The sequence below is a fragment of the Acidovorax sp. genome, from assembly GCF_046339755.1.
In the GTDB taxonomy this organism is placed as follows: Bacteria; Pseudomonadota; Gammaproteobacteria; order Burkholderiales; family Burkholderiaceae_C; genus Acidovorax.
Genome location: NZ_JBKDTZ010000264.1, coordinates 1 through 20,398 on the forward strand (window position 1 = coordinate 1; position 20,398 = coordinate 20,398).

Below are 20,398 nucleotides of genomic sequence, written 5' to 3' on the forward strand. Positions count from 1 at the left end.
TGATGATGTCGCCCGCCTCGACGCCCGCCTTGTCCGCCGGCCCGCCAGACTCCACGCTCTGCACCAGCGCGCCGGCCGGCTTGCCCAGGCCGATGGACTCGGCCACTTCCTTGGTGACCGGCGCGATCTGCACGCCGATGCGCCCGCGGATCACGCGGCCATTGCTGCGCAGCTGGTCCGACACCCGCATCGCCTCGTCGATGGGGATGGCGAAGCTGATGCCCATGAAGCCGCCCGAGCGGCTGTAGATCTGCGAGTTGATGCCCACCACCTCGCCGCGCCCGTTGAACAGCGGGCCGCCCGAGTTGCCGGGGTTCACCGCCACGTCGGTCTGGATGAAGGGCACCAGGCTGTCGTCGGGCAGCGAGCGGCCCTTGGCGCTGACCACGCCGGCCGTCACGCTGTTCTCGAAGCCGAAGGGCGAGCCGATGGCCAGCACCCATTCGCCCACCTGCAGGTCCCGCGTGCTGCCCAGGCGCACCGTGGGCAGGTTCTTGGCGTCGATCTTGAGCACGGCCACGTCGGTCTTGGGGTCGGTCCCCAGCACCTTGGCGCGGAACTCGCGCCGGTCGGTCAGCTTGACCATCACCTCGCTCGCGCCCTTGACCACGTGGGCATTGGTCAGCACCAGCCCGTCGGGGCTGACGATGAAGCCCGAGCCCTGGCCGTGCGTGGGCACGCTGGGCTGCACGCCACCACCGGCACCGGGCACGCCGAAGCGGCGGAAGAATTCGTAGAACGGATCATCGGGGTCCAGGCCCGGCGCCTGGCGCTTTTGCTGCTGGCGCGCGGTCGACTGCTCGTCATCGTCGTCCCCGTCCATGGAGGCGCGGGAGCTGCCCGTCACGCTGATGTTGACCACGGCCGGGCCGTTCTGCGCGGTGATCTGCGCAAAGCTGGGCAGCGCCGCGCCGGCGGGCAAGGCGGCCTGCGCCACCACGGGCGCCGGCACGGGTGCCGATGCCCGCGCCGTGTGCCCGCTGATGAGCCCGACGCTCGCGGCGCCCAGGGCCCCTGCGGCCACCAGGGCGGCGATCAGGCGGCGGGGGGTGGATGCGACAAAGCTGGAGGTGTCCATGGTGAGTCTGCCTTTCGTAGCAAGGGATTTGCTGTGATGGAAGGCAGTTTCCGAGCGGACACTTAGGCGAAACTTAGGCGGGCCGGGCCCAACTGGCGCAGCGGTTCTGGCCAGACTTTCGCAATCGGCCAGGATGAAAGCCACAGCCGCAACGGTTCAGGCGGCACCTGCTTGCTCAAGCGTCAGCTGGATGGACTGGAGGCCCGCCTGCACCATGGCTTCGATGCTGGGAGCTATGGAATCGGGCAGCACGTCCACGGACCAAATGAACCGGCAAGACCCCGGACCTTCCGGCACAACCTGGGCAGAGGCGTTGTGGTGTGCAAGGCGCTCGCTGATCGTCGACCAGGAGACGCGCCGGATGGCGACGATTCGTTCGGTGGCGCTGACCCCATTGGCGAATTTGAGGATGCGCTCACTGCCGTCGAACTCGTACTCGACCACAAAGCCCCGCACCAGCCGGGTGTGCAGGTTGCCTACGTCACGAAGTGCATCCCAGGCCTGGTCAGCCCCGACATTGAGCAAAATGGTGTGAGAGAAGTACGCCACGGCTGCCTCCGCTTGGTTGAATGCGCAGGCGAAGAGTCCGCGAAGCCGGCGGTTTGACTGGCCGAATTCGGGCACCTTCATCCACCCTCCGAGGCAGCGCGTGTGCTGCCCATCGCTTGCGCCTGCACGTCTGCAGACCTCGGCGACCTAGTGAACCCACAAGACCTCGAACTGCTGTCGGGTCGGGCCGACCTGCAGCAACACCTCGTCCCCCTCGCATTTGCCCAGCATGGCCCGGGCCAAAGGGGCTTCGCTGCTGATGACCTGCACCGGCTGGCCGCCACTGGCCAACTGCATGCTGCCCCCATCCGGACCCCAAAAGAACAGTTGCTGCCTGTCGTCGGCATCGGCCAGGCAGACCAGCGCGCCGAGCTGTATGCCTTTGCCAGCGTCGTAGGGATGTGGGTGGAACTGACGCCAATGGGCCATTGCCTGGCGGATGGCTTCGGCGCGCCGGGCTTGGCCGGTGGCCAGGTAGGCGGCTTCGAGCCCCAATGTGTCGTACTTGTTTTCGGCGATGTTCTCTTCGTGGGTCGCCGTTTCATGGGCCACGCGCACCGCCTCTTCGGCCTGCAGCAGGTCTTGGGCAAGCCGTTGCAGCACCTGCTGCTGCAGCAAGAATTTGTCCATGGTGGTGAAAGCTAAGGGCAGGTGTTGGTGGGGAAGGGCTGCACGCGCCTGCCCTGTGCGCTTCGGTTGGCCGCCGTTGAACTGCAGCCATGGGCAAAGTCCTGATACTGCCGCAAGCGATGCGGCCGGACGCGATGCCGGTGGATCACAAGAACCGGTACACGATGGCCCCATGCTCCACCTCGCCCGGCGCCAGCCAGTGCATAGGGAAGGCTGGATGGTTGGGCGCGTCGGGGTACTCCATGGGCTCCAGGCAGATGCCATCGCCAGGCTGCCAGAGCCAGCCGCCTGCGCCAGTGCCCCTGCCCAGGTCGCGCGCCGGGTCGGCCTTGAGGCCGTGGCCCGCGTACACCTGCACGCCGGGGGCCGTGCTCCACACCTGCATGCTGCGGCCGCTCACCGGCTCGCGCAGGCGCGCGGCCAGGCGCAGGCCAGGGCTGCTGGCGGGCAATGCAAACGGTGCGCGGGCCGATACCGAACTATCGAGCACCAGGTAATGGTCCAGCCCGCCGGCCAGCGCCAGCTGGTCACTGTGCTGGGCAATGGCCTCGCCCACCGTGCGCAGCTCGCGGAAGTCGAAGGCCGTGCCCTGCACCGTGTCGACCTGGCCCAGCGGGCATACGTCCAGCGCCAGCGGCACATAGCGGCTGGCGGGCACCTGCAGCTGGTGGCGGTGCGTGCTGCCATGGCCCGCGAGGTTGAAGAAGGCATGGCCCGTGATGTTGACGATGGTGGGCGCATCCGCCGCCTCGGCCGTCCAGGCCATCTGCAGCGCGTTGTCGGGCGTGACGGCAATGCGCACCGTGAGCCGCACTGTGCCGGGCACGCCATCGGCCTCGGTGCGGAACACATGGCTCAGCGCGATGGCATCGGCCTGCACCTCGTCCACCGCAAACACCTGGAAACGGCTGCCGCGCGGCCCGCCATGGTGGTGGTGCGGGCCGCTGTTGGTGGGCAGGTGCATCGTCAAGGTACCGCCGGGTAGTGCCAGCAGCCCCTGGCGCAATCGCCCGGCCCAGCGGCCGATGAGTGCGCCCATGGAGAGCTGCCCATCGAGGTAGCCCTGCAGGCTGTCGTAGCCCAGCGCCACATCCACCAGCCCGCCCTGCCCGTCGGGCACTGCTATCTGCACCAGCCGCGCGCCGTAGTTGCTCACGGCCACCTGCATGCCGCTCCCACCCCGCAGGGTGTAGAGGTCGGTGCGCTGGCCGTGCAGGGTGTGCTGGAATGCGTCGCGGTGGAGGGTGTGGGGCATGCGCCGAGTTTATGCGCGGCGACGGGTTGGCGCAGGCAGGATGCAGGTGGCACCTCTCAAGCCCTGCACGCCTGGATGAAGCTGTTCAATTCCGCATCCCGATCATGCTCATGCGGCCCCGCATAGCGCGGCTCGAGGTACACCGCCAGGTTCACCACCACCAGCTGCTCTGCGCGGTGGATATATATGCGCTGGCCCGAGTGCCCCATGACCAGCATGGCGTCGTCGTCGTTGAGCCACCAGCCGTCGCCCGTGATGCCGAGCAAGCGGCGCGTGGGGTGAAAGTCTTTGGGAATGTCAAAGGTGCGAGTGACCATGGCGTCCACCCAGCCGGGGCCGCTGGGGCGGCTGACGCAGCCCTTGCGCGGGGGATCGGCAGGGGCCGGGCGGCCCTGCCCTCACACAAACTCGATGCCCTTGCTGGCCAGCCCCACCAGATCAATGCGCGTGGCATTGAGTTCCAGGTTGGCCGCCATCACGGCCACCTCGTTGTACGAAACGCCGCTGACCATCAGGTCCACCAGGGGCTTGAGCTCGGCCTGCGAGCCCGCGCGGCCGACGATGTTGGTCCACAGCAGTTGTGCCACCTGCGACGGCGTCTGCACGCCCAGCAGTTGCAGGGCAATGCCTGCAACGGTCTGGCTGGAGGCCCCGGCGTCGAGCAGGCGCATCACCTCGCCCACCGCGCCCTTGTTGGTCAGAAAGGCCGGGCCGCCCAGCGCACCGAGCAGCTTGGCCGCCTGGCCGGCGTTGCCGTTCAGGTCCAGGGCCAGCTTGGTGTCGCTGAAGCTGATGCGCTCCACCCGCGTTAAATCGAGCATGGCCCCATCGGTCATGCGCTGCACGGTATAGCTGCCGTTGCCGTTGTGCTGCACGTGGGTCTGCGCGAGCGTGGCCGGCACCACGACCGTATCGGCACCCGCCCCGCCGTCCACATACCGGGCCAGGCCCAGCGTGGGACTGATGGTGTTGTTGCCGGCGTCGCCGGCCACATCTCGGATGGCATCCACGCGCACGGCAACTGCACTGGCCATGCCTTCCAGCAGCTGCGCTGGCGTCCTGCCTGCGCTTTGCTGCGGGAAGAACTGGGCAAACAGGGCGGCCACTTCCAGCGCGGTGGCGCTGGTGAAGGGTTGGATGATGGCGCCCTCGCCGGGCGTGAGCTCGCGCCCCAGCCATTTCTGGAACAGGTAGGCCGCCGCTTCCTCGGCCGCGCTGTGGGCCACGGTGAGGCTGGGGCCGCTGTCGAAGCGCACCCGCTCCACATCGACCAGCCAGTCGGAGACACCGGATGCGGTATGCGTGAGCTTGATGCCATTGGCCTCCAGCACCACCGTGTAGTCCGCGCGCGAGCCCTCCTGCAGCGCCACATCGAAGCCCGTGCCGCCATTGAGCTTGTCGCTGCCCGTGCCGCCCGAGAGCAGGTCGTTGCCGGCACCGCCGAAGACGATGTCGTCGCCTGCATCGCCGTAGACCCCGTCGTCCCCGGACTCGCTGCCCACGGTGTCGTTGCCGTCGCCACCGTGGAGAGTGTCGTTGCCCGGGCCGAGCACGATCCACTGGGCGGCACCATCGCCAACGGCCATGTTCTGGCCGGCACCGCCGATGGTGCGCACGGCGCCTACGATGGCCACGAACTCGACGTTGTCCACCTGGATCACGCTGCCTGCGGGCAGGGCGCGCGCGTCCACCACGATGGCCTGCTTGCCGTCCCCCGCCGCGGCGCTGCCGTTGATCACCAGCGGCACATTGGGGTTGAAGCCGGTGCCGGTGATGGGCTTGATGGTCTGCACCACCAGCGATTCGCTGGCGCCCAAGGTGGCCAGGAAGTCCTGCGCCTGGGGGGCCAGCTCCGAATTGCTGCCCGCAGCGGAGTCGATGCGCCGCAGGAGTTCGGCCTGAGCGGCCGAGCCCGTGGTGCTGGAAGACTGCCCCACGGAAGTGAGGCCCACGCCAGCAGGTACGCTGACGGACACGAGGGCATGGCCATCGGCGGCCTTGACGATGGGGATATCGGCTAGCGGGGTGGCCGAGCCGGGCGTATCGGGCCGGTTGCTGGCAACCACGGGTACCGTGGTGGTGGTGGTGCCATCGGGCGCCGTGGTAACGGTGACGGGCGTGCCATCCACGTTGTTCGAGGGCGGCGGCGTGCCCCCGACCGTGACCGCGTTGCCTGTGCGATCGGCGATCACCACGGCCGCATCGGCACCAGCGTTCCAATCCTCGGCAAAGGCGATGTTGTAGGTGGTTCTGTCGGTAGCGCTGGTGCCGGTCTTGTCCAGCAGCAGGTTCACGGCTGCCTTGTCGCTGGCGCTCAGCGTCAGGGTGAAGCTGGTGGCGCTGGTGATGTCCACGTTGGCGGTGTCGGTCAGCGCATGGGTGCCGCCAGCCTTGCCTGTAAAGGTGAGCTTGTTGGCGACGATGTCGTTGGCAGTGCCGGCCTTGCCCAGCCGGTTGGTGCCGGTAACTACCAGCACCCCGGTGCCCACATCGTAGGTGGCACTGGTGGCGGTGGGTACCGCGACATTGCTCACGGTGATGGCATTGCCCGTGAGGTCGGCCACCACCGAGGCCGCATCGGCGCCAGCGGCCCAGTCCTCGGCAGCAGCCAGGTTGTAGCTCGTGCCGCTGGTGGAACTGGTGCCGTTCTTGTTGACCAACTGGTTCACGGCCGCACGGTCGGCCGCGCTGAGCGTCAGCGTGAAGGCAGTGGCGCTGGTGATCTCCACATTGGCGGTGCCATCCAAGGTGAACTCCGCGTCACCCTCGCCGGTGAAGGTGAACTTGCTGGCGACGATGTCGTTGGCCGCCCCCGTCAGGGCGCTGAAGCCGGTGCCGGTGACCACCAGGGCGCCGCTGGTAGCGTTGTAGGTGGCGCTGGTGATGGTGGGAGCCGGCCCCGGGATGGAGACCGTGATGGCATTGCCCGTGAGGTCGGCGATGTTGCCGCCCGTGACCACGCTGTTCCAGTCATCGGCTGCGGCCAGGTTGTAGGTGGTGCCACCCGTGGAACTGGTTCCCCCCTTGTTGAGCAGCGCCGCCACCGCGGCGATATCGGCGCCCGAGAGGGTCACCTCAAAGCTGGTGGCCGAAGTGACCTCCACGTTGGCCGAGGTGGACAGCACGCGGGTTGCGCCGCCTTCGCCGGTGAGGGTCAGCTTGTTGACCGAGACATCGTTGGTGGCCCCGTCGGTCTTGACCAGGTTGGTGCCCGTGACGGTGAGGACATGGGTGCCGGTGTCGTAGGTGGCGCTGGTGATGGCAGGGGCGGCCACGCCGGAGACGAGCATGGCGTTGCCGGTGGTGTCGGCGGAGGCCCCCGACTGCCAGCCGGCCGCTGCCGCCAGGTTGAAGACGGTGGCGTCCACCGCCGCGAGGCCATTGGTGTTGAGCAGGCCGTTGACGTTGAGCTGGTCCACCGCGTTGAGGGTGACCGAGAAGGCGGTGGCGCTGCTGGCGTTGACGTTGCTGCTGGTCAGCACGTAGCTGGTGCCGCCCTGGCCGGTGAGAGCGAGCTTGCCCACATCGACATTGGCGCCGCTGGCGAGGTTGGTGCCGGTGACGGACAGCACCCCGGTCGATGCGTTGTAGGTGGCGCCGGTGATCGCGGCGATGGATACGACGCCCGGCTCGAAATCCAGGTCATCCAGGGCCAGGGAGAGGTTCGCACCCGCGAAGGTGAAACTGGTGATGTTCTGAAAGTGGGTATTGGCCGTGGTGTTGACGTTCTGCTGCAGGATGGTCGTGCCACTGCTGGCGTAGGTCAGGGCCGAGCCCCCATCGGGGGTGACGGTGATGGTGCCATCGGCCGCTGCACCGAAACTCAGGCCATTGAGCCGGAATGCGCTGCCATCGGCCGCCTCGACCTTGATGCTGGAAATGCCCGAGACATTGGTCCGGTCGAAGCGCAGAAAGTAGTCACCGGCGTCGTTGCCCAGCGCCGACAGGGTGCTGTCGTTGGAGACCCTGTGGGAGTAGGTGCCCGTGCCGGTGACCGTGTACTTGATGCCGTCCAGCGTGAAGGTGGCCGTGGCGAAGTTGGTGATGCCATTGGAGTCGTAGTTTTCGTCGGCGGGCGCAGCCAGCACCGCAGCATAGTCGGCCGGGCCCACCAGCGCCGGGGTGTGGACGCTGCCGTGCTGCCGCCCGAGCACCCAGTCGCCGCCCAGCTGCGGCGAGCCGGTGGCGTTGGTGGACGCCGCCACGTTGGCCCCGAACAGGTCGGACAGCGTGCGCAGCAAGGCGACGCCCTCCCTGCCCGCGCCCGAGTGGCAGCCGTAGAGCAGCACGTCGCCATCGTCGGCGAGCACGCTGCCGATGGCGCGCAGCAGGTCGGCATGCCCGGGGGCGTTGTCGGCATCCAGCACGGTGCTGCCCCAGTGCAGGCGGCCCGGGCTGCCGTGGGAGAGCACATGCAGGGCGCCAATGCCGCTGCGCCCCTGCAGGTGCGCGGCCATCTGCGCCAGGCCGTCGCGCATGCCATCGAGCAGCACAAGCTCGGCCCCCTCGGGGACCGCGGTGGCCAGCGCCGCTGGGTCGTGCAGGTCGCTGAAGAGGAAGACCACCTGCACGGGGCTGCTGTGCGCGTTGGCGGGGTGGGCGAGGTCCAGGGGGTGGTAGGCCATGCTGATTGCATCCTCGTGCTGGCGGCCAGGAAACCAGGTGCCTGTGGCCGCAGATCTCTCGGGGGGACCGGATGCCCACGCGGGCGTTCGGCTCGGAGCGCGGCACCACGGCCTGGGCTGGCTGAGCGCAAGACGGGGTGACAGCGCTTTCTACCAGAAAGCAGCGGCAAGACGAAGTGTTTCTTGCCGGGGCCGCCTATGGGACGACAACCACCCTGCGCCGATCGCCGTAAGATGGACGGCCGTCGCGCTGCGGTCCGAGCGCCCGCCCCCGCGCGCTGTCCCGTCGTCACCACCATCAACAACCTGCAGGTACAGAACCTTGAACACCATGCGCCGTCTCGTTGCAGCAGGCATCGCCGCTACCGTGGGCTGGAGGGGGGCCTGGGGCCAGAAGCCCGAAGGACGCCCGTCCACACCCCCAGTGCCTGAACCACCGTCGGTGCAGCCGCGCCATGTACTGTGCTTCCTCGGAAAAAGCAGCAACCTGGCTCCATTGAAGGCCGCCGTGTCGGCAGCGGTGCGTGATTTCGCGACCGGGTTCAGTGCGGACGAGGACTACTCCCTTTCCGAGCCTGACAAGCGCATGCCACGCTCGTTCGAGGTGAACCGCGACCGGGTGCTCCCCAATGCCTGGACCGCAGCGGACGAACAGGCGGTCGCCAGCCACCGCTCCGTCCTCTACGTGCTGGGGCCGCCCATGGATCGGCAGGACACGGTCAAGGTCTCGATGGCGGCACTGCAGTTGGTCGGGCGGCTGATCGATGCCGGGGCGGTTGCCGCCAAGGGCGAAAGTGCAGGCGTCGCGCACGGGCTTGATCGTTGGCGGGAGCTGGTCCGCCAGGGCGCCCAGGCCCTGCAATCCGGCGACCTGCTGGCACAGCAACGGGTGGGCCGCCTGGCCTTCGCCCGGCGCCCGATATCGGACAAGGGCTACCTGCAAAGCGTGGGCTTTCACCTGGTCGGTTTGCCGGAGGTGTATGTGCCGCAGTCGATGGGATCGGAGCTGCAGGCGGTGGCGCTGATGGATGCCGTGGCGGATGAGATGGCGCAGCGCGGGCTGGCGCAGGTGCTCAAGGAGCGCCGCGGCGCCCACACGCTCGCCTCCTCTTACGAAGAGGACGACTTCAAGTTCAACCCCTATGGGGTTGTCAGGCTGCCCCGTTGACGCCGCAGCGGCGGTGTGCAGACTGGCAGCGCATTCACCTCCCCGCCTGACCCTGCCCCGCATCACGCGTCACCAGCCAGATCCCACCGCACACCAGCACCAGCGCCACCAGGTTCTTCCACTCCCACAGCGCCTCGCCCAGGAAGAGGGCCGACAGGGCGGCGCCGAAAATGGGCACGGTGAAGTTGAACACCGTGACCTGGCTCACGCGGTTGTGCTTGAGCAGCAAGCTCCACAGCGAGAACGCGGCCGAGGACAGCAGGGCCAGGTACACGAGCAACAAGGTGGACGCAGGCGTGAAGCCAGAGAGCGAACCGCCCGTGCCCCAGCCCATGGCGAGCAGGGCCACACCGCCGATGGCCAGTTGCCATCCGGTCATGGCGACCGAATCCATGCGCTGCGACACCTGCTTGCCATAGATGCTGGCGGCGGCCAGCACCAAGGCCGCGAGCACGACAAAACCTTCGCCCAGCAGGGTGAAGTCCATGTCCAGCGTGCCGCGGCCCAGGTTGACCACCATGACGCCCGCAAAGCCCACCACGCAGCCCCAGAGCTTGGCGTGGCTCAGGCGGTCGTTGTGGTAGACCCAGTGCGCCAGCAGCACGCTGAAGAAGGTGCCAGTGGCGTTCATGATGGAGGCCTTGACGCCCGTGGTGTGCGCCACGCCGACGTAGAAGAAGACGTACTGCAGGGCGGTCTGCGCCAGGCCCAGCACCACGAGCTGGCGCGGCGCGCCGGGACCCAGGGCCAGGATCTTGCGGCCGCTGGCCAGGGCCCAGGCCAGCAGTATGAGCCCCGCACCCACGAAGCGCCAGCCCGCGAACACGAGCTGGGTGGGCACGTCGCCCTTGGCGATGGCGAACCAGGCGTAGCCGGTTTTGATGGCGGGGTAGGAGCTGCCCCAGAGCAGGCAGCACAGCAGCGCCACGGCGACAAGGACCTTGCGGTCCGAAAAACGGGAAGCCCCCATCAGGTCCATCTTTCGTTCAAAAGAAGATGAGGCGCCCGCAGGCGCCTCGTTCATATCCAGAAAAAACCGCAGGGGAGCCGCAGGACGCCCCCCTGCGCTTCACCCACCACCCTTGAGGACCAGGTCCGGCAGCCACATGGAGAACTGCGGCACGTAGGTCACCAGCATCAGCGCGACGATGAGCGCGCTGTAGAACGGCCAGATGGTCTTCATCACCTCGCCCACGGAAATGCCGCCGATGGTGCAGCCGATGAACTGCGTGGTGCCCACGGGCGGGGTGTTCAGGCCCAGGGCGCAGTTGATCAGGATGACGATGCCGAACTGCTCGGTGCTCATGCCGAACTGCTGGCAGATGGGCAGGAAGATCGGCGTGCAGATGAGGATTGTGGCCGCCATGTCCAGGAAGGTGCCCAGGATGAACAGGATGATGTTCACGCACAGGAAGATCACCCACGGCGAGGTGCTCATGGACTTGAGCGCATCGCCGGTGAGCTCGGCCACGCCGTACAGGCCGATCAGGTAGCCGAACATGGACGAGATGCCGATGAGCAGCAGCACCGTGCCCGTGGTTTTGACGGCCTTGGAGGCGGCCTTGAGGAACTGCTCGCGCGTGAGCTTCTTGTAGACGAAGACCGAGAGCACCAGCGCCCACAGCACCGCCACCGACGCCGACTCGGTGGCCGTGAAGGCCCCCGACAGAATGCCCGCGATGATGATGACCACCACGGCCAGGCCCGGGACGGAGGCACGGAACGAGATCCACACGATCTCCCAGCCGGGGAAGGTACCAGCAGGGTAGCCGCGCTTGACGGCCACCAGGTAGGCGGCGGCCAGGTTGCAGATGGTGAGCAGCAGGGCCGGCACGATGCCCGCCAGGATCAGCGCGGCAATGCTCACCTTGCCGCCGGCGGCCAGCGTGAAGATGATGAGGTTGTGCGAGGTGGGCATGAGCGCGCCCACCAGCGAGGCATGGGTGGTCACGTTCACCGCGTAGTCGGTGTGGTAGCCCTCTTTCTTCATCTGCGGGATGAGCACGGCGCCCATGGCCGAGACGTCGGCCACGGGCGAGCCCGAGACGCCACCGAACAGCGTGCAGGCGAGCACGTTGCTCATGCCCAGGCCGCCGCGCACATGGCCCGCCACACTCTTGGCGAAGTTGACGATGCGGTCGGCGATGCCGCCGTACATCATGATCTCGCCGGCAAAGATGAAGAACGGGATGGCCAGGAACGAGAACGGGTTCATGCCCGAAATCATCTGCTGGAAGCCCACGGCCAGCGGCAGGCCTTCGTAAAGGATGGTGGCCAGCGAAGACAGGCCGATCGAAAAGGCCACGGGCACGCCCAGCAGCAGCAGGAGCGTGAAGGTCACGCACAGGATGGTCAACGCCATGATGGTGGAATCTTTGTAGGGACGTGAAGGTGCGGAAGAACGGCTCAGAGGCTGAGAGTCAATGCCAGGCCGGCTCGACTTCCACGCCGCGCAGAATGGCGATGATGTGTTCCAGCGAGAACATGGCCACCAGCACGCCGGCCATGGCGGGCGGCACGTACTTGAAGGCTTCGGAGATTCCGAGCGTGGGGATCTTGTAGGGCGCGACCGATTCGGCCAGCACGCCGCAGTTCCAGGCCATGACGACGCCGAACACCAGCACCAGGGCATGGATCAGCAGTTCGAGCTTGGTGCGCAGCCAGTCGGGTGCCAGCACCAGGAAGGATTCGAGGCCGATGTGGCCCGCGTCGCGCACGCCCACGGCCATGCCCAGCATGGTCACATACAGCACCAGCAGCACGGCGCCGCTTTCGGCCCAGGTGGGCGTGTCGTTGAAGACATAGCGGCCGATGACCTGGTAGAGCACGGCGCAGACCAGGAGGACCAGGCCCCCCACGCCGAGCTGTAGGCAGGTGCGCGCGATGAAGGCGCAGAGTCGCGTGTACATAGTGGACATTCAAAAACAACAAGTGGAGAGGCTGGCGGCGGGCCCCTGCCCTGCGCCGCCAGCCTCCAGAGGCTCTGGGTTCTGCTTACTTCACCGCGTCGATGCGCTTGACCATGTCCTGCAGCTTGGGGTCCTTGAGGAACTTGTCGTACACGGGCTTCATGGCGGTCTTGAACGCGACCTTGTCGATCTCCACGATCTGCGCGCCGCCGGCCTTCACGGTGGCCAGGGATTTCTCTTCGCGCTCGTCCCAGATCTTGCGCATGAAGCCCACCGATTCCTTGGCGGCAGCGCGGATGGCCTTTTGCTCATCGGCGCTCAGGGTGTCCCACACGCGCTTGGAAAACAGCAGGATCTCGGGCGCCATGGAGTGCTCGGTCTTGTTGAAGTACTTGGCGACTTCGAAGTGGCGCGAGCTCTCGTAGCTGGGGTAGTTGTTCTCGGCGGCGTCCACCAGGCCGGTCTTGAGCGCGGTGTAGACCTCGCCGAAAGGCATGGGCGTGGCGTTGGCGCCCATGGCTTCGAGCAGCGAGACCCACAGATCGCTCTGCTGCACGCGCACCTTCAGGCCCTTGACGTCGGCCAGGGTCTTGACGGGCTTCTTCACGGTGTAGATCGAGCGCGCGCCGCTGTCGTAGAAGGCCAGGCCCACGAAGCCCTGCGATTCGCAGTCCTTGAGGATCTCGTCGCCGATGGCGCCGTCCAGCACCTTGCGCATGTGCTCCTTGTCGCGGAACAGGAAGGGCATGGTGGGCACCATGGTGGCGGGGCAGATGTTGTTCATGGGCGCGACGTTCACGCGCGTCATGGCGATGGCGCCCAGTTTCGTCTGCTCGATGGTGTCCTTCTCGATACCCAGCGACCCCTTGGCATAGACCTTGATGCTGTGCTTGCCGCCCGTAGCCTTGTTCAGCGTCTCGCCCATGTGGCGCACGGCCAGCACGGTCGGGTAGTCCTCAGGGTGGATGTCCGACGAGCGGAACTCGGTGGCCTGCGCGGCCAGGCTGCCCAGCAGCATGCCGGCGGCCAGTGCCACGCGGCCGATGAGGTGTGGAACGTTCATGGTGGTTTGTCTCCAGGGTTGAATGGGGGGTGGTCAGGCAGCCCGGGCGGGCTGGTACGGGGCTTCTCTGAGCCCCTGTGCGCCGGGGCGGGTCACCAAGACCGCACCGCCGTGCGCGATGTCGTCGCCCTGCGGCTGTCCCGGGCGGATGGACGTGATGAACAGCAGGTCCAGGTCGGGTCCGCCGAAGCTGCACATCGACGGCTTGCTGGTCGGAACGGTGAGCGAGCGGTCGAGCACGCCCGCGGGCGTGAAACGGTGCACCAGGCCCGCGTCGTTGGCGCAGATCCAGTAGCAGCCATCGGTGTCGATGGCCGCGCCATCGGGCCGGCCGGGCAATTCGCGCATGTACACGAACAGGCGGCGCGGGCCCAGGCTGCCGTCGTCATGCAGGTCCAGTGACCAGATCTTCTGCACGCTGGGGTGGCTGTCGCTCAGGTACATGGTGGCGCCGTCGGGGCTGAAGGCCAGGCCATTCTGGGTGACCAGGCCTTCAACCTGGGGCACCGAGAGGCCGCGCGCATCCTGGCGATACAGGCCCCCTGCGGGCTTCGCCAGGGCCATGTCGCGCACCATGGTGCCGGCCCAGAAACGGCCCTGGCGGTCGCAGCGCCCGTCGTTGAAGCGCATGCCGTCCTGCGGGTGCTGCACGGGGGAGATGGGGGTGCAAGCCAGCGTGCCATAGTCGGCCGGGAGCAGGTGAAAGAGGCCCGTGTCCATGCCGGCGATGAGGCCGCCCTCGGCATGCAGGGCAATGCAGGCCAGGCGCTCGGGTGTGGCCCAGCTCGTGAGCTGGCGGTCGGCCCAGCGCAGGCGGCGCAGGGCGCGGCCTTCGATGTCCACCCAGTACAGGGCCTGCTCGGCAGGGCTCCACAGCGGGCTTTCGCCCACCTGGTCGCGGTGGTCGGCAATCAGCAGGTCCACGGTGGTAGCGCTCATTCGAAAGGCCCCGTGCGCACGAAGGGGCCGCCCTGGAATATGACGGCCGGGTCGGCCATGTCGGGCGCCGGGTCGGCGGCCTCCACCTTGGCGCGGAAGGGCTCGGAGCTGTCCTGCGGGCGGTAGCCGATGTGGCGCGCCAGGGTGTTGTCCCACCAGGTCGTCGTGTTGTCGCCCATGCCGTAGATGGTGCTGTGGCCCACCACGGGTGCGGTGAGGCTGGCGACGACCAGGCGCTCCAGGTCGTCGTAGCTCATCCAGGTGGCCAGCATGCGGCGGTTGCGCGGCTCGGGGAAGGAGGAGCCGATGCGCAGGCACACGGTCTCTATGCCGTAGCGGTCGAAATAGAAGCGCGAGAGGTCTTCGCCGAAGGCCTTGGAGACGCCGTACAGGCCGTCCGGCCGTGCCGGGTCCTTGAGGCCCACGACTTCGTCCTGCCGGTAGAAGCCGGTGACGTGGTTGCTGCTGGCAAAGATCACGCGCTTGACGCCTTGCTTGCGCGCGGCCTCGTACAGGTTGTACACGCCCACGATGTTGGCGGGCAGGATGGCGTCCCAGGGTTGTTCGGTGGACACGCCGCCCAGGTGCACCACGGCGTCCACCCCGGCCAGCAGGCCGTGGATCGCAGCGGCGTCCTCCAGCCTGGCGGGGCGCACTTCCTCCCCGGCGGCCTCGGAACCCAGGTCGGCGATGTCGGACAGGCGCAGGGTGGTGCAGTACGCCTTGAGGCGGCTGCGCAGTTCACGGCCCAGCCCGCCTGCGGCGCCGGTGAGCAGCAGGCGGTTGAATCGGATCGGGGTCGGGTGGCAGGGCATGGAAATCGGGAAGGTTCTTGGCTTACAGTTGCGGTATGCGTCGTTGAACGTCATCAGTTGTCGTACAACGAAAGGCAATGTACTCCCATGAGCCCCTTCGATACATAGGGATAACACCAAGAAATGAACACCGCCGTCGCCCTTCGCCGCAAGCCCCGCACCCTGGCCCTGGAGCTGGTGGAGTCCCTGGGTGACCGTATCCGAGACGGGCGCCTGGCGCTGGGCGACAAGCTGCCCACGGAGGCGGCGATCATGGCGGAGTTCGAGGTCAGCCGCACGGTGGTGCGCGAGGCGATTTCCAAGCTGCAGGCCTCGGGCCTGGTGGAAACACGGCACGGCATCGGCACCTTCGTGCTGGGCCTGGGCCAGGCGCCGGGCTTCAAGATCACGCCCGACCAATTCAGTACGCTGCGCGACGTGATCGCCGTGCTGGAACTGCGCATCGGCGTGGAGACCGAGGCCGCCGCGCTGGCCGCGCAGCGCCGCACGGACGCCAACATCGCCGCCATGCGCATCGCACTGGACGCCGTGACGCAGGCGGTGGACGAGGGCCGCGATGCGGTGGCATCGGACTTCCAGTTCCACCTGGAAATTGCGCGCGCCACGCAGAACAGCCATTTCGCCGAGCTGATGGGCACGCTGGGCAGCATGATCATTCCGCGTGCGCGGCTCGATGCCGGCAACAGCGAGAGCGATCTGCGCCAGTACCTGCGGCGCGTGAATGGCGAGCACGAGAGCATCTACGACGCCATCCTGGCCCAGGACCCCGACGGCGCGCGCGCGGCCATGCGCACCCACCTGGCCAACAGCCGCGAACGCCGCCGCCGCGCGCAGGCCGAAGCGGGCTGAGCGCCAGGGGTGGCTCCCGCCCTTGGCGATCAAGGGTGCGCAAATGCACATTTTGTTGTACGATGACATACAACAATTGTCTGCGCGCGATGGCTTGCAGAAACGGGGCCCAGCTGCCAGCAGCATACTGCAGCCCTGCATGACAGGAGACAGCAATGCACGCCCGAGGCTTGCCGAATCTGGCGTCGGCAGGTTATCGTTCAGTGTTCACTACATCAACCGCCAGCCCATCTGCAGTGCGGCGCTGAGCGCTTAGCCTTGCCGCAGCCCTGATTTTCACACCCTCAACCACCACCTCAGCCTACAACCACCATGCATGCAAACCTGATCGGCGGAAACTGGACCGAAGGCGTCCGCAGCTACCGCAACACCAATCCTTCGGACACGCGCGACGTGATCGGCGACTACACCGTGGCCAGCCGCGAGCAGGCGCTGGAGGCAGTCTCGGCTGCCCACGCCGCCTTCCCCGCGTGGAGCCTGTCCACCCCGCAGCAGCGTTTTGACGTGCTGGACGCCGTGGGCAACGAGATCATCGCGCGCAAGGCCGAACTGGGTGACCTGCTGGCCCGCGAAGAGGGCAAGACCCTGCCCGAAGCCATTGGCGAAGTGGGCCGCGCGGCCGCCATCTTCAAGTTCTTCGCCGGCGAGGCGCTGCGCCCCGGCGGCGAGGTGCTGCCTTCGGTGCGCCCCGGCGTGGGCATCGAGATCACGCGCGAGCCCCTGGGCGTGATCGGCATCATCACGCCGTGGAACTTCCCCATCGCCATCCCGGCCTGGAAGATCGCGCCGGCCCTGGCCTATGGCAACTGCGTGGTGTTCAAGCCCGCCGAGGTGGTGCCCGGCTCCGCCTGGGCACTGGCCGACATTCTGCACCGCGCGGGCCTGCCGGCCGGCGTGTTCAACCTGGTGATGGGCCGCGGCTCGGACGTGGGCCAGGTGCTGCTGGAAGACGAGCGCATCGCCGGCGTGAGCTTCACCGGTTCGGTGGGCACGGGCCAGCGCGTGGCGGCAGCCTGCGTGCCGCGCGGCGCCAAGGTGCAGCTGGAGATGGGCGGCAAGAACCCCTTCGTGGTGCTCGATGATGCGGACATCAACGTCGCCGTGGGCGCTGCCATCAACAGCGGCTTCTTCTCCACCGGCCAGCGCTGCACCGCCAGCAGCCGCCTGGTGGTGACAGAAGGCATCCACGACCGCTTCGTGGCCGCCATGGTCGAGAAGATGAAGACTCTGAAGGTGGACGACGCGCGCAAGGCCGGCACCGACATCGGCCCCGTGGTGGACGACCGCCAACTGGCCCAGGATCTGGAGTACATCGGCATCGGCCAGCAGGAAGGCGCCAAGCTCGCCTACGGCGGCGAAGCCCTGGAGAAGAACGCCGACGGCGCCCCCGGTTACTACCTGCGCCCGGCCCTGTTCACCGAGACCACGCCCGGCATGCGCATCAACCGCGAAGAGATCTTCGGCCCCGTGGTGAGCGTGCAGCGCGTGAAGAACTACGAGGAAGCGCTGGCCCTGGCCAACGACACGCCCTTCGGCCTGGCCAGCGGCATCGCCACCACCAGCCTCAAGCACGCCACGCACTTCAAGCGCCACGCCCAGGCCGGCATGGTGATGGTGAACCTGCCCACGGCTGGCGTGGACTACCACGTGCCCTTCGGCGGTCGCAAGAGCAGCAGCTACGGCCCGCGCGAGCAGGGCCGCTATGCGGCGGAGTTCTACACCACGGTGAAGACAGCGTACACGCAAGCCTGATCCATCCTGGCTTGACGCAGATCCATCGGGCGCCTTGTGCGCCCGATTCGTTTCGCGGCACCGGCAGGCATAATTGCGCCCCATGCACGCCCTTCGAACCTTTGCCGCCCTGCGCCTCCTGGTGCTGGCCTGGTTCATGGCGTCCATGGGCGTGGCCATGGCCTCGCCCCTGGTGAACCCGCAGCCCATCGAGGTGATCTGCTCGGGAGCGGGCACCATCAAGCTGCTGGTGCAGACCGATGACGGCACCGTGGAGATGGGCAGCATGGGCATGGACTGCCCGCTGTGTGCCAGCACCGTGGGGGCACCGCCCCCGGTGCCCACGGCCTTCGCCCCCCTGCCCCAGCCGCTGGCGCACGCCGTGCAGCCCGTGGAGGCGGCACGCATCGCCGCCATCACCGCGGCCCCCCTGCCCGCACGCGGGCCCCCGACCGCTCTCTGACCCGACCGCCGCTCGCGCAGGCCCCTGGACGCCAGGGCTGCGCGGCCTTCGTTCCTGTCCGTGTTGCGGATGGCACGCACCTGTCTCCGGGTGCCGCCCTCCGCCAGAGAGTTGTGCCATGTCCCGTTCCCTTTTTCTCGCCGCGCCCGCCGCCCTGTTCCCCCTGTCGCCGCTGCATGCGGCCCTCGTCCTCGCCCTGGTGCCACTGTGTGCAGGCGCCCAGCAGGCCACCCCCACCCTGCAGGCCGTCGAGGTGACCGACGCCGCGCCGCAGCCCAATGGCCGGCTGCAGCTGGATACCCCCGTGGCCACCGGCAGCCGCCTGGGCCTGACGGCACGCGAGACACCCGCCTCGGTCACCCTGGTGGACCGCGCCACCATCGACGCGCGCGGCGCACAGGATACGCAGGAGATCCTGCGTGCCGTGCCCGGCGTCAGCGCGCACAACGCACCCGGCTCCATGGCCGCGAGCTACCGCGGCTTCACGGCCAACTCGGTGGCCCAGCTGTACAACGGCATCAACCCGCAGTACGGCAGCGCCACGCGCGCGGTGGACAGCTGGATCTACGACCGCGTCGAGGCCATCGGCGGAGCGTCGAGCTTCCTCTACGGCTCGGGCGGGGTGGGCGGCTCGATCAACTACATCACCAAGACGGCCGAGCGCGGCAATTTCGCCGAGGGCCAGGTGCGCGCGGGCTCCTACGGGCTCAAGGAAATCTCGGTGGGCCTGAACCGGCAGATCGCAGGCAGTGCGGGCAGCAGCGACAGTTCCGGCCCGGCGCACTTCGCGCGCATCGACCTCAACCACCGCGACGCGGGCAGCTGGACCACGGGCACGAAAACCCAGGCCACGCAGCTGGCCACCTCGCTGCTGTCGGACCTGGGCGGGGGCTTCACCCACACCCTGTCGTACGAGTACCAGAAGGACCATGTGGACCGCCCTTACTGGGGCACGCCGGTGCTCAACCCCGCCGTGGGCGCGCTGCGCATCGATCCGGCCACGCGCTTTGCCAACTACAACAGCGCCGACGGCGTGTACGGGCACCGCGTGCAGTGGCTGCGCTCGGTGGCGCAGTGGCGCGTGTCCGACGCGCTGCAGCTGCGCAACACCTTCTACGCCTATGACGCGCTGCGCGACTACCGCAACGTGGAGATCTACACCTTCAACGCCACCAACACGGCCGTGGCGCGCACCTCGCCCTATCTGCAGCGCCATGACCAGACGCTGCTGGGCAACCGCATCGAAGGCACCTACCAGGGCCAGCTGGCGGGCCGCAAGAGCGACTGGGCCTTCGGCCTGGACGTGAGCGTGAACAAGCAGACGCGCTTCCCGCAAGGCCCCGCCGTCACCGTGAGCACCGTGGACCCCTACCGCTTTGCAACCGAGAACTTCTTCGACATTCCAGGCCTGTCACCGGTCTGGAACGCCGACAAGGACAACAAGGCCACGACCACCGCCCTGTACCTGGAGAACCGCACCGCCGTGGTACCCGGCCTGAACCTCGTCACCGCGCTGCGCCACGAGCGCATAGCCCTGGACCTGGTGAACCGCCGCGCCGTGACGGCCGCCGCGCCCGCCACCTTCAGCCGCGACTACCAGCCCACCACGGGCCGCCTGGGCCTGGTGTGGGACATCGCCCCCGGCGCCAACCTGTACGCCCAGGCCTCGAACGCGGCCGACCCGCCTTCGGGCTCGCTGGCCTCGGCCTCCTTTGCCGACGTGCGCAACAACAGCGAGCTGACCACGGGCCGCCAGGTCGAGGTGGGCAGCAAGTTCGACTTCTGGGACGGCAAGGGCAGCGCCACGGTGGCGGTGTACGAGATCCGGCGCCAGAACATCGCCTCGCAGGACCCGGCCAACCCCAACCTCACGCTGCTGGTAGGCGAGCAGTCCTCGCGCGGCGTGGAGCTGTCGGCCGGCCTGCGCCCCAGCGCCCGGTGGCAGCTGCAGGGCAACCTGGCGCTCACGCGCGCACGGTACGAGAACTTCGTGCAGGGCGGCGTGTCCATGGCGGGCAGGGTGCCGGCCCTGGTGCCGCAGGCGGTGGCCAACCTCTGGGTGTCGTACGCCATCACGCCCACGCTCACGGCCAGCGCGGGGCTGCGCCATGTGGGCAAGGTCTATGGCAATGCGGCCAACACCAAGTACTGGCCCTCGTACACCCTGCTCGACCTGGGCCTGGGCTGGAAGCTCGGCCCCGCCACCACGCTCACCGCGCGCATACGCAACGCCACCGACCGCACCTACGCGGCCGAGGTGCGCGACCAGGTCTACCTGGGCGCACCGCGCACGGCCGATCTGACGCTGCACACCGCGTTCTGAG

General features: G+C 67.9%; 17 protein-coding genes. 5 read left to right on the top strand and 12 right to left on the bottom strand.

Features of this window, described 5'->3' with window-relative positions:
* From ACK59X_RS22975 to ACK59X_RS23000, 6 genes are all read right to left on the bottom strand, one after another.
* On the bottom strand, positions 1 to 1,078 hold a 1,078-nt coding region (locus ACK59X_RS22975; RefSeq protein WP_409960697.1), incomplete at its 3' end, for a trypsin-like peptidase domain-containing protein.
* 156 nt (positions 1,079 to 1,234) lie between these two features.
* Positions 1,235 to 1,708, bottom strand: coding sequence for an SRPBCC family protein (locus ACK59X_RS22980; RefSeq protein WP_409960698.1), 474 nt, complete (start codon positions 1,706 to 1,708; stop codon positions 1,235 to 1,237).
* A 66-nt stretch (positions 1,709 to 1,774) separates the two neighbouring features.
* Positions 1,775 to 2,257 (bottom strand): GreA/GreB family elongation factor, encoded by a 483-nt coding sequence (locus ACK59X_RS22985; RefSeq protein ID WP_409960699.1) that lies wholly within the window; start codon positions 2,255 to 2,257, stop codon positions 1,775 to 1,777.
* A gap of 145 nt (positions 2,258 to 2,402) precedes the next feature.
* Complete coding sequence (locus tag ACK59X_RS22990; RefSeq protein ID WP_409960700.1) at positions 2,403 to 3,512, bottom strand: aldose epimerase family protein; 1,110 nt, start codon at positions 3,510 to 3,512, stop codon at positions 2,403 to 2,405.
* Between the two features lie 56 nt (positions 3,513 to 3,568).
* Entirely contained in the window at positions 3,569 to 3,829 is a 261-nt protein-coding gene (locus ACK59X_RS22995; protein WP_409960701.1) for a hypothetical protein, read from the bottom strand.
* Positions 3,830 to 3,910: 81 nt separating this feature from the next.
* A complete protein-coding gene (locus tag ACK59X_RS23000; RefSeq protein ID WP_409960702.1) occupies positions 3,911 to 8,137 on the bottom strand; it encodes a DUF4347 domain-containing protein in 4,227 nt (1,408 codons plus the stop codon).
* A gap of 331 nt (positions 8,138 to 8,468) precedes the next feature.
* On the opposite strand from ACK59X_RS23000, the gene ACK59X_RS23005 reads away from it, so the two are divergent.
* Entirely contained in the window at positions 8,469 to 9,305 is an 837-nt protein-coding gene (locus ACK59X_RS23005; protein WP_409960703.1) for a hypothetical protein, read from the top strand.
* 34 nt (positions 9,306 to 9,339) lie between these two features.
* On the opposite strand, the gene ACK59X_RS23010 is transcribed toward ACK59X_RS23005, so the two are convergent.
* The 6 genes from ACK59X_RS23010 to ACK59X_RS23035 all read right to left on the bottom strand — a co-directional run bounded on the left by ACK59X_RS23010 (position 9,340) and on the right by ACK59X_RS23035 (position 15,031).
* Positions 9,340 to 10,275: a DMT family transporter gene (locus ACK59X_RS23010; protein ID WP_409960704.1), complete on the bottom strand. Its 936-nt coding sequence runs from the start codon at positions 10,273 to 10,275 to the stop codon at positions 9,340 to 9,342.
* A 99-nt stretch (positions 10,276 to 10,374) separates the two neighbouring features.
* Positions 10,375 to 11,667 carry a TRAP transporter large permease gene (locus ACK59X_RS23015; protein ID WP_007853071.1) on the bottom strand — a complete coding sequence of 431 codons (1,293 nt, stop codon included), beginning with the start codon at positions 11,665 to 11,667 and terminating at the stop codon, positions 10,375 to 10,377.
* A gap of 58 nt (positions 11,668 to 11,725) precedes the next feature.
* The gene (locus tag ACK59X_RS23020; protein WP_409960705.1) at positions 11,726 to 12,214 is read right to left on the bottom strand and encodes a TRAP transporter small permease; all 489 of its coding nucleotides are present in this window, start codon (positions 12,212 to 12,214) and stop codon (positions 11,726 to 11,728) included.
* An 85-nt stretch (positions 12,215 to 12,299) separates the two neighbouring features.
* The gene (locus tag ACK59X_RS23025; protein WP_409960706.1) at positions 12,300 to 13,277 is read right to left on the bottom strand and encodes a TRAP transporter substrate-binding protein; all 978 of its coding nucleotides are present in this window, start codon (positions 13,275 to 13,277) and stop codon (positions 12,300 to 12,302) included.
* 33 nt (positions 13,278 to 13,310) lie between these two features.
* Positions 13,311 to 14,216, bottom strand: a complete 906-nt coding sequence (locus ACK59X_RS23030; RefSeq protein WP_409960707.1) for an SMP-30/gluconolactonase/LRE family protein — start codon at positions 14,214 to 14,216, stop codon at positions 13,311 to 13,313.
* Positions 14,213 to 15,031, bottom strand: coding sequence for an NAD-dependent epimerase/dehydratase family protein (locus tag ACK59X_RS23035; RefSeq protein WP_409960708.1), 819 nt, complete (start codon positions 15,029 to 15,031; stop codon positions 14,213 to 14,215). Before ACK59X_RS23035 ends, ACK59X_RS23030 begins: the two co-directional genes overlap by 4 nt.
* A 123-nt stretch (positions 15,032 to 15,154) precedes the next feature.
* Between ACK59X_RS23035 and ACK59X_RS23040 the strand changes: the two genes are divergently transcribed.
* From ACK59X_RS23040 to ACK59X_RS23055, 4 genes are all read left to right on the top strand, one after another.
* A complete protein-coding gene (locus ACK59X_RS23040; protein WP_409960709.1) occupies positions 15,155 to 15,880 on the top strand; it encodes a FadR/GntR family transcriptional regulator in 726 nt (241 codons plus the stop codon).
* 312 nt (positions 15,881 to 16,192) lie between these two features.
* Entirely contained in the window at positions 16,193 to 17,632 is a 1,440-nt protein-coding gene (locus ACK59X_RS23045; protein WP_409960710.1) for an aldehyde dehydrogenase family protein, read from the top strand.
* An 82-nt stretch (positions 17,633 to 17,714) separates the two neighbouring features.
* On the top strand, positions 17,715 to 18,074 hold the full coding sequence (locus ACK59X_RS23050) for a DUF2946 family protein (RefSeq protein WP_409960711.1): 360 nt from the start codon (positions 17,715 to 17,717) through the stop codon (positions 18,072 to 18,074).
* A 118-nt stretch (positions 18,075 to 18,192) separates the two neighbouring features.
* Positions 18,193 to 20,397, top strand: coding sequence for a TonB-dependent receptor (locus ACK59X_RS23055; protein WP_409960712.1), 2,205 nt, complete (start codon positions 18,193 to 18,195; stop codon positions 20,395 to 20,397).
* Position 20,398 lies beyond the last annotated feature (1 nt).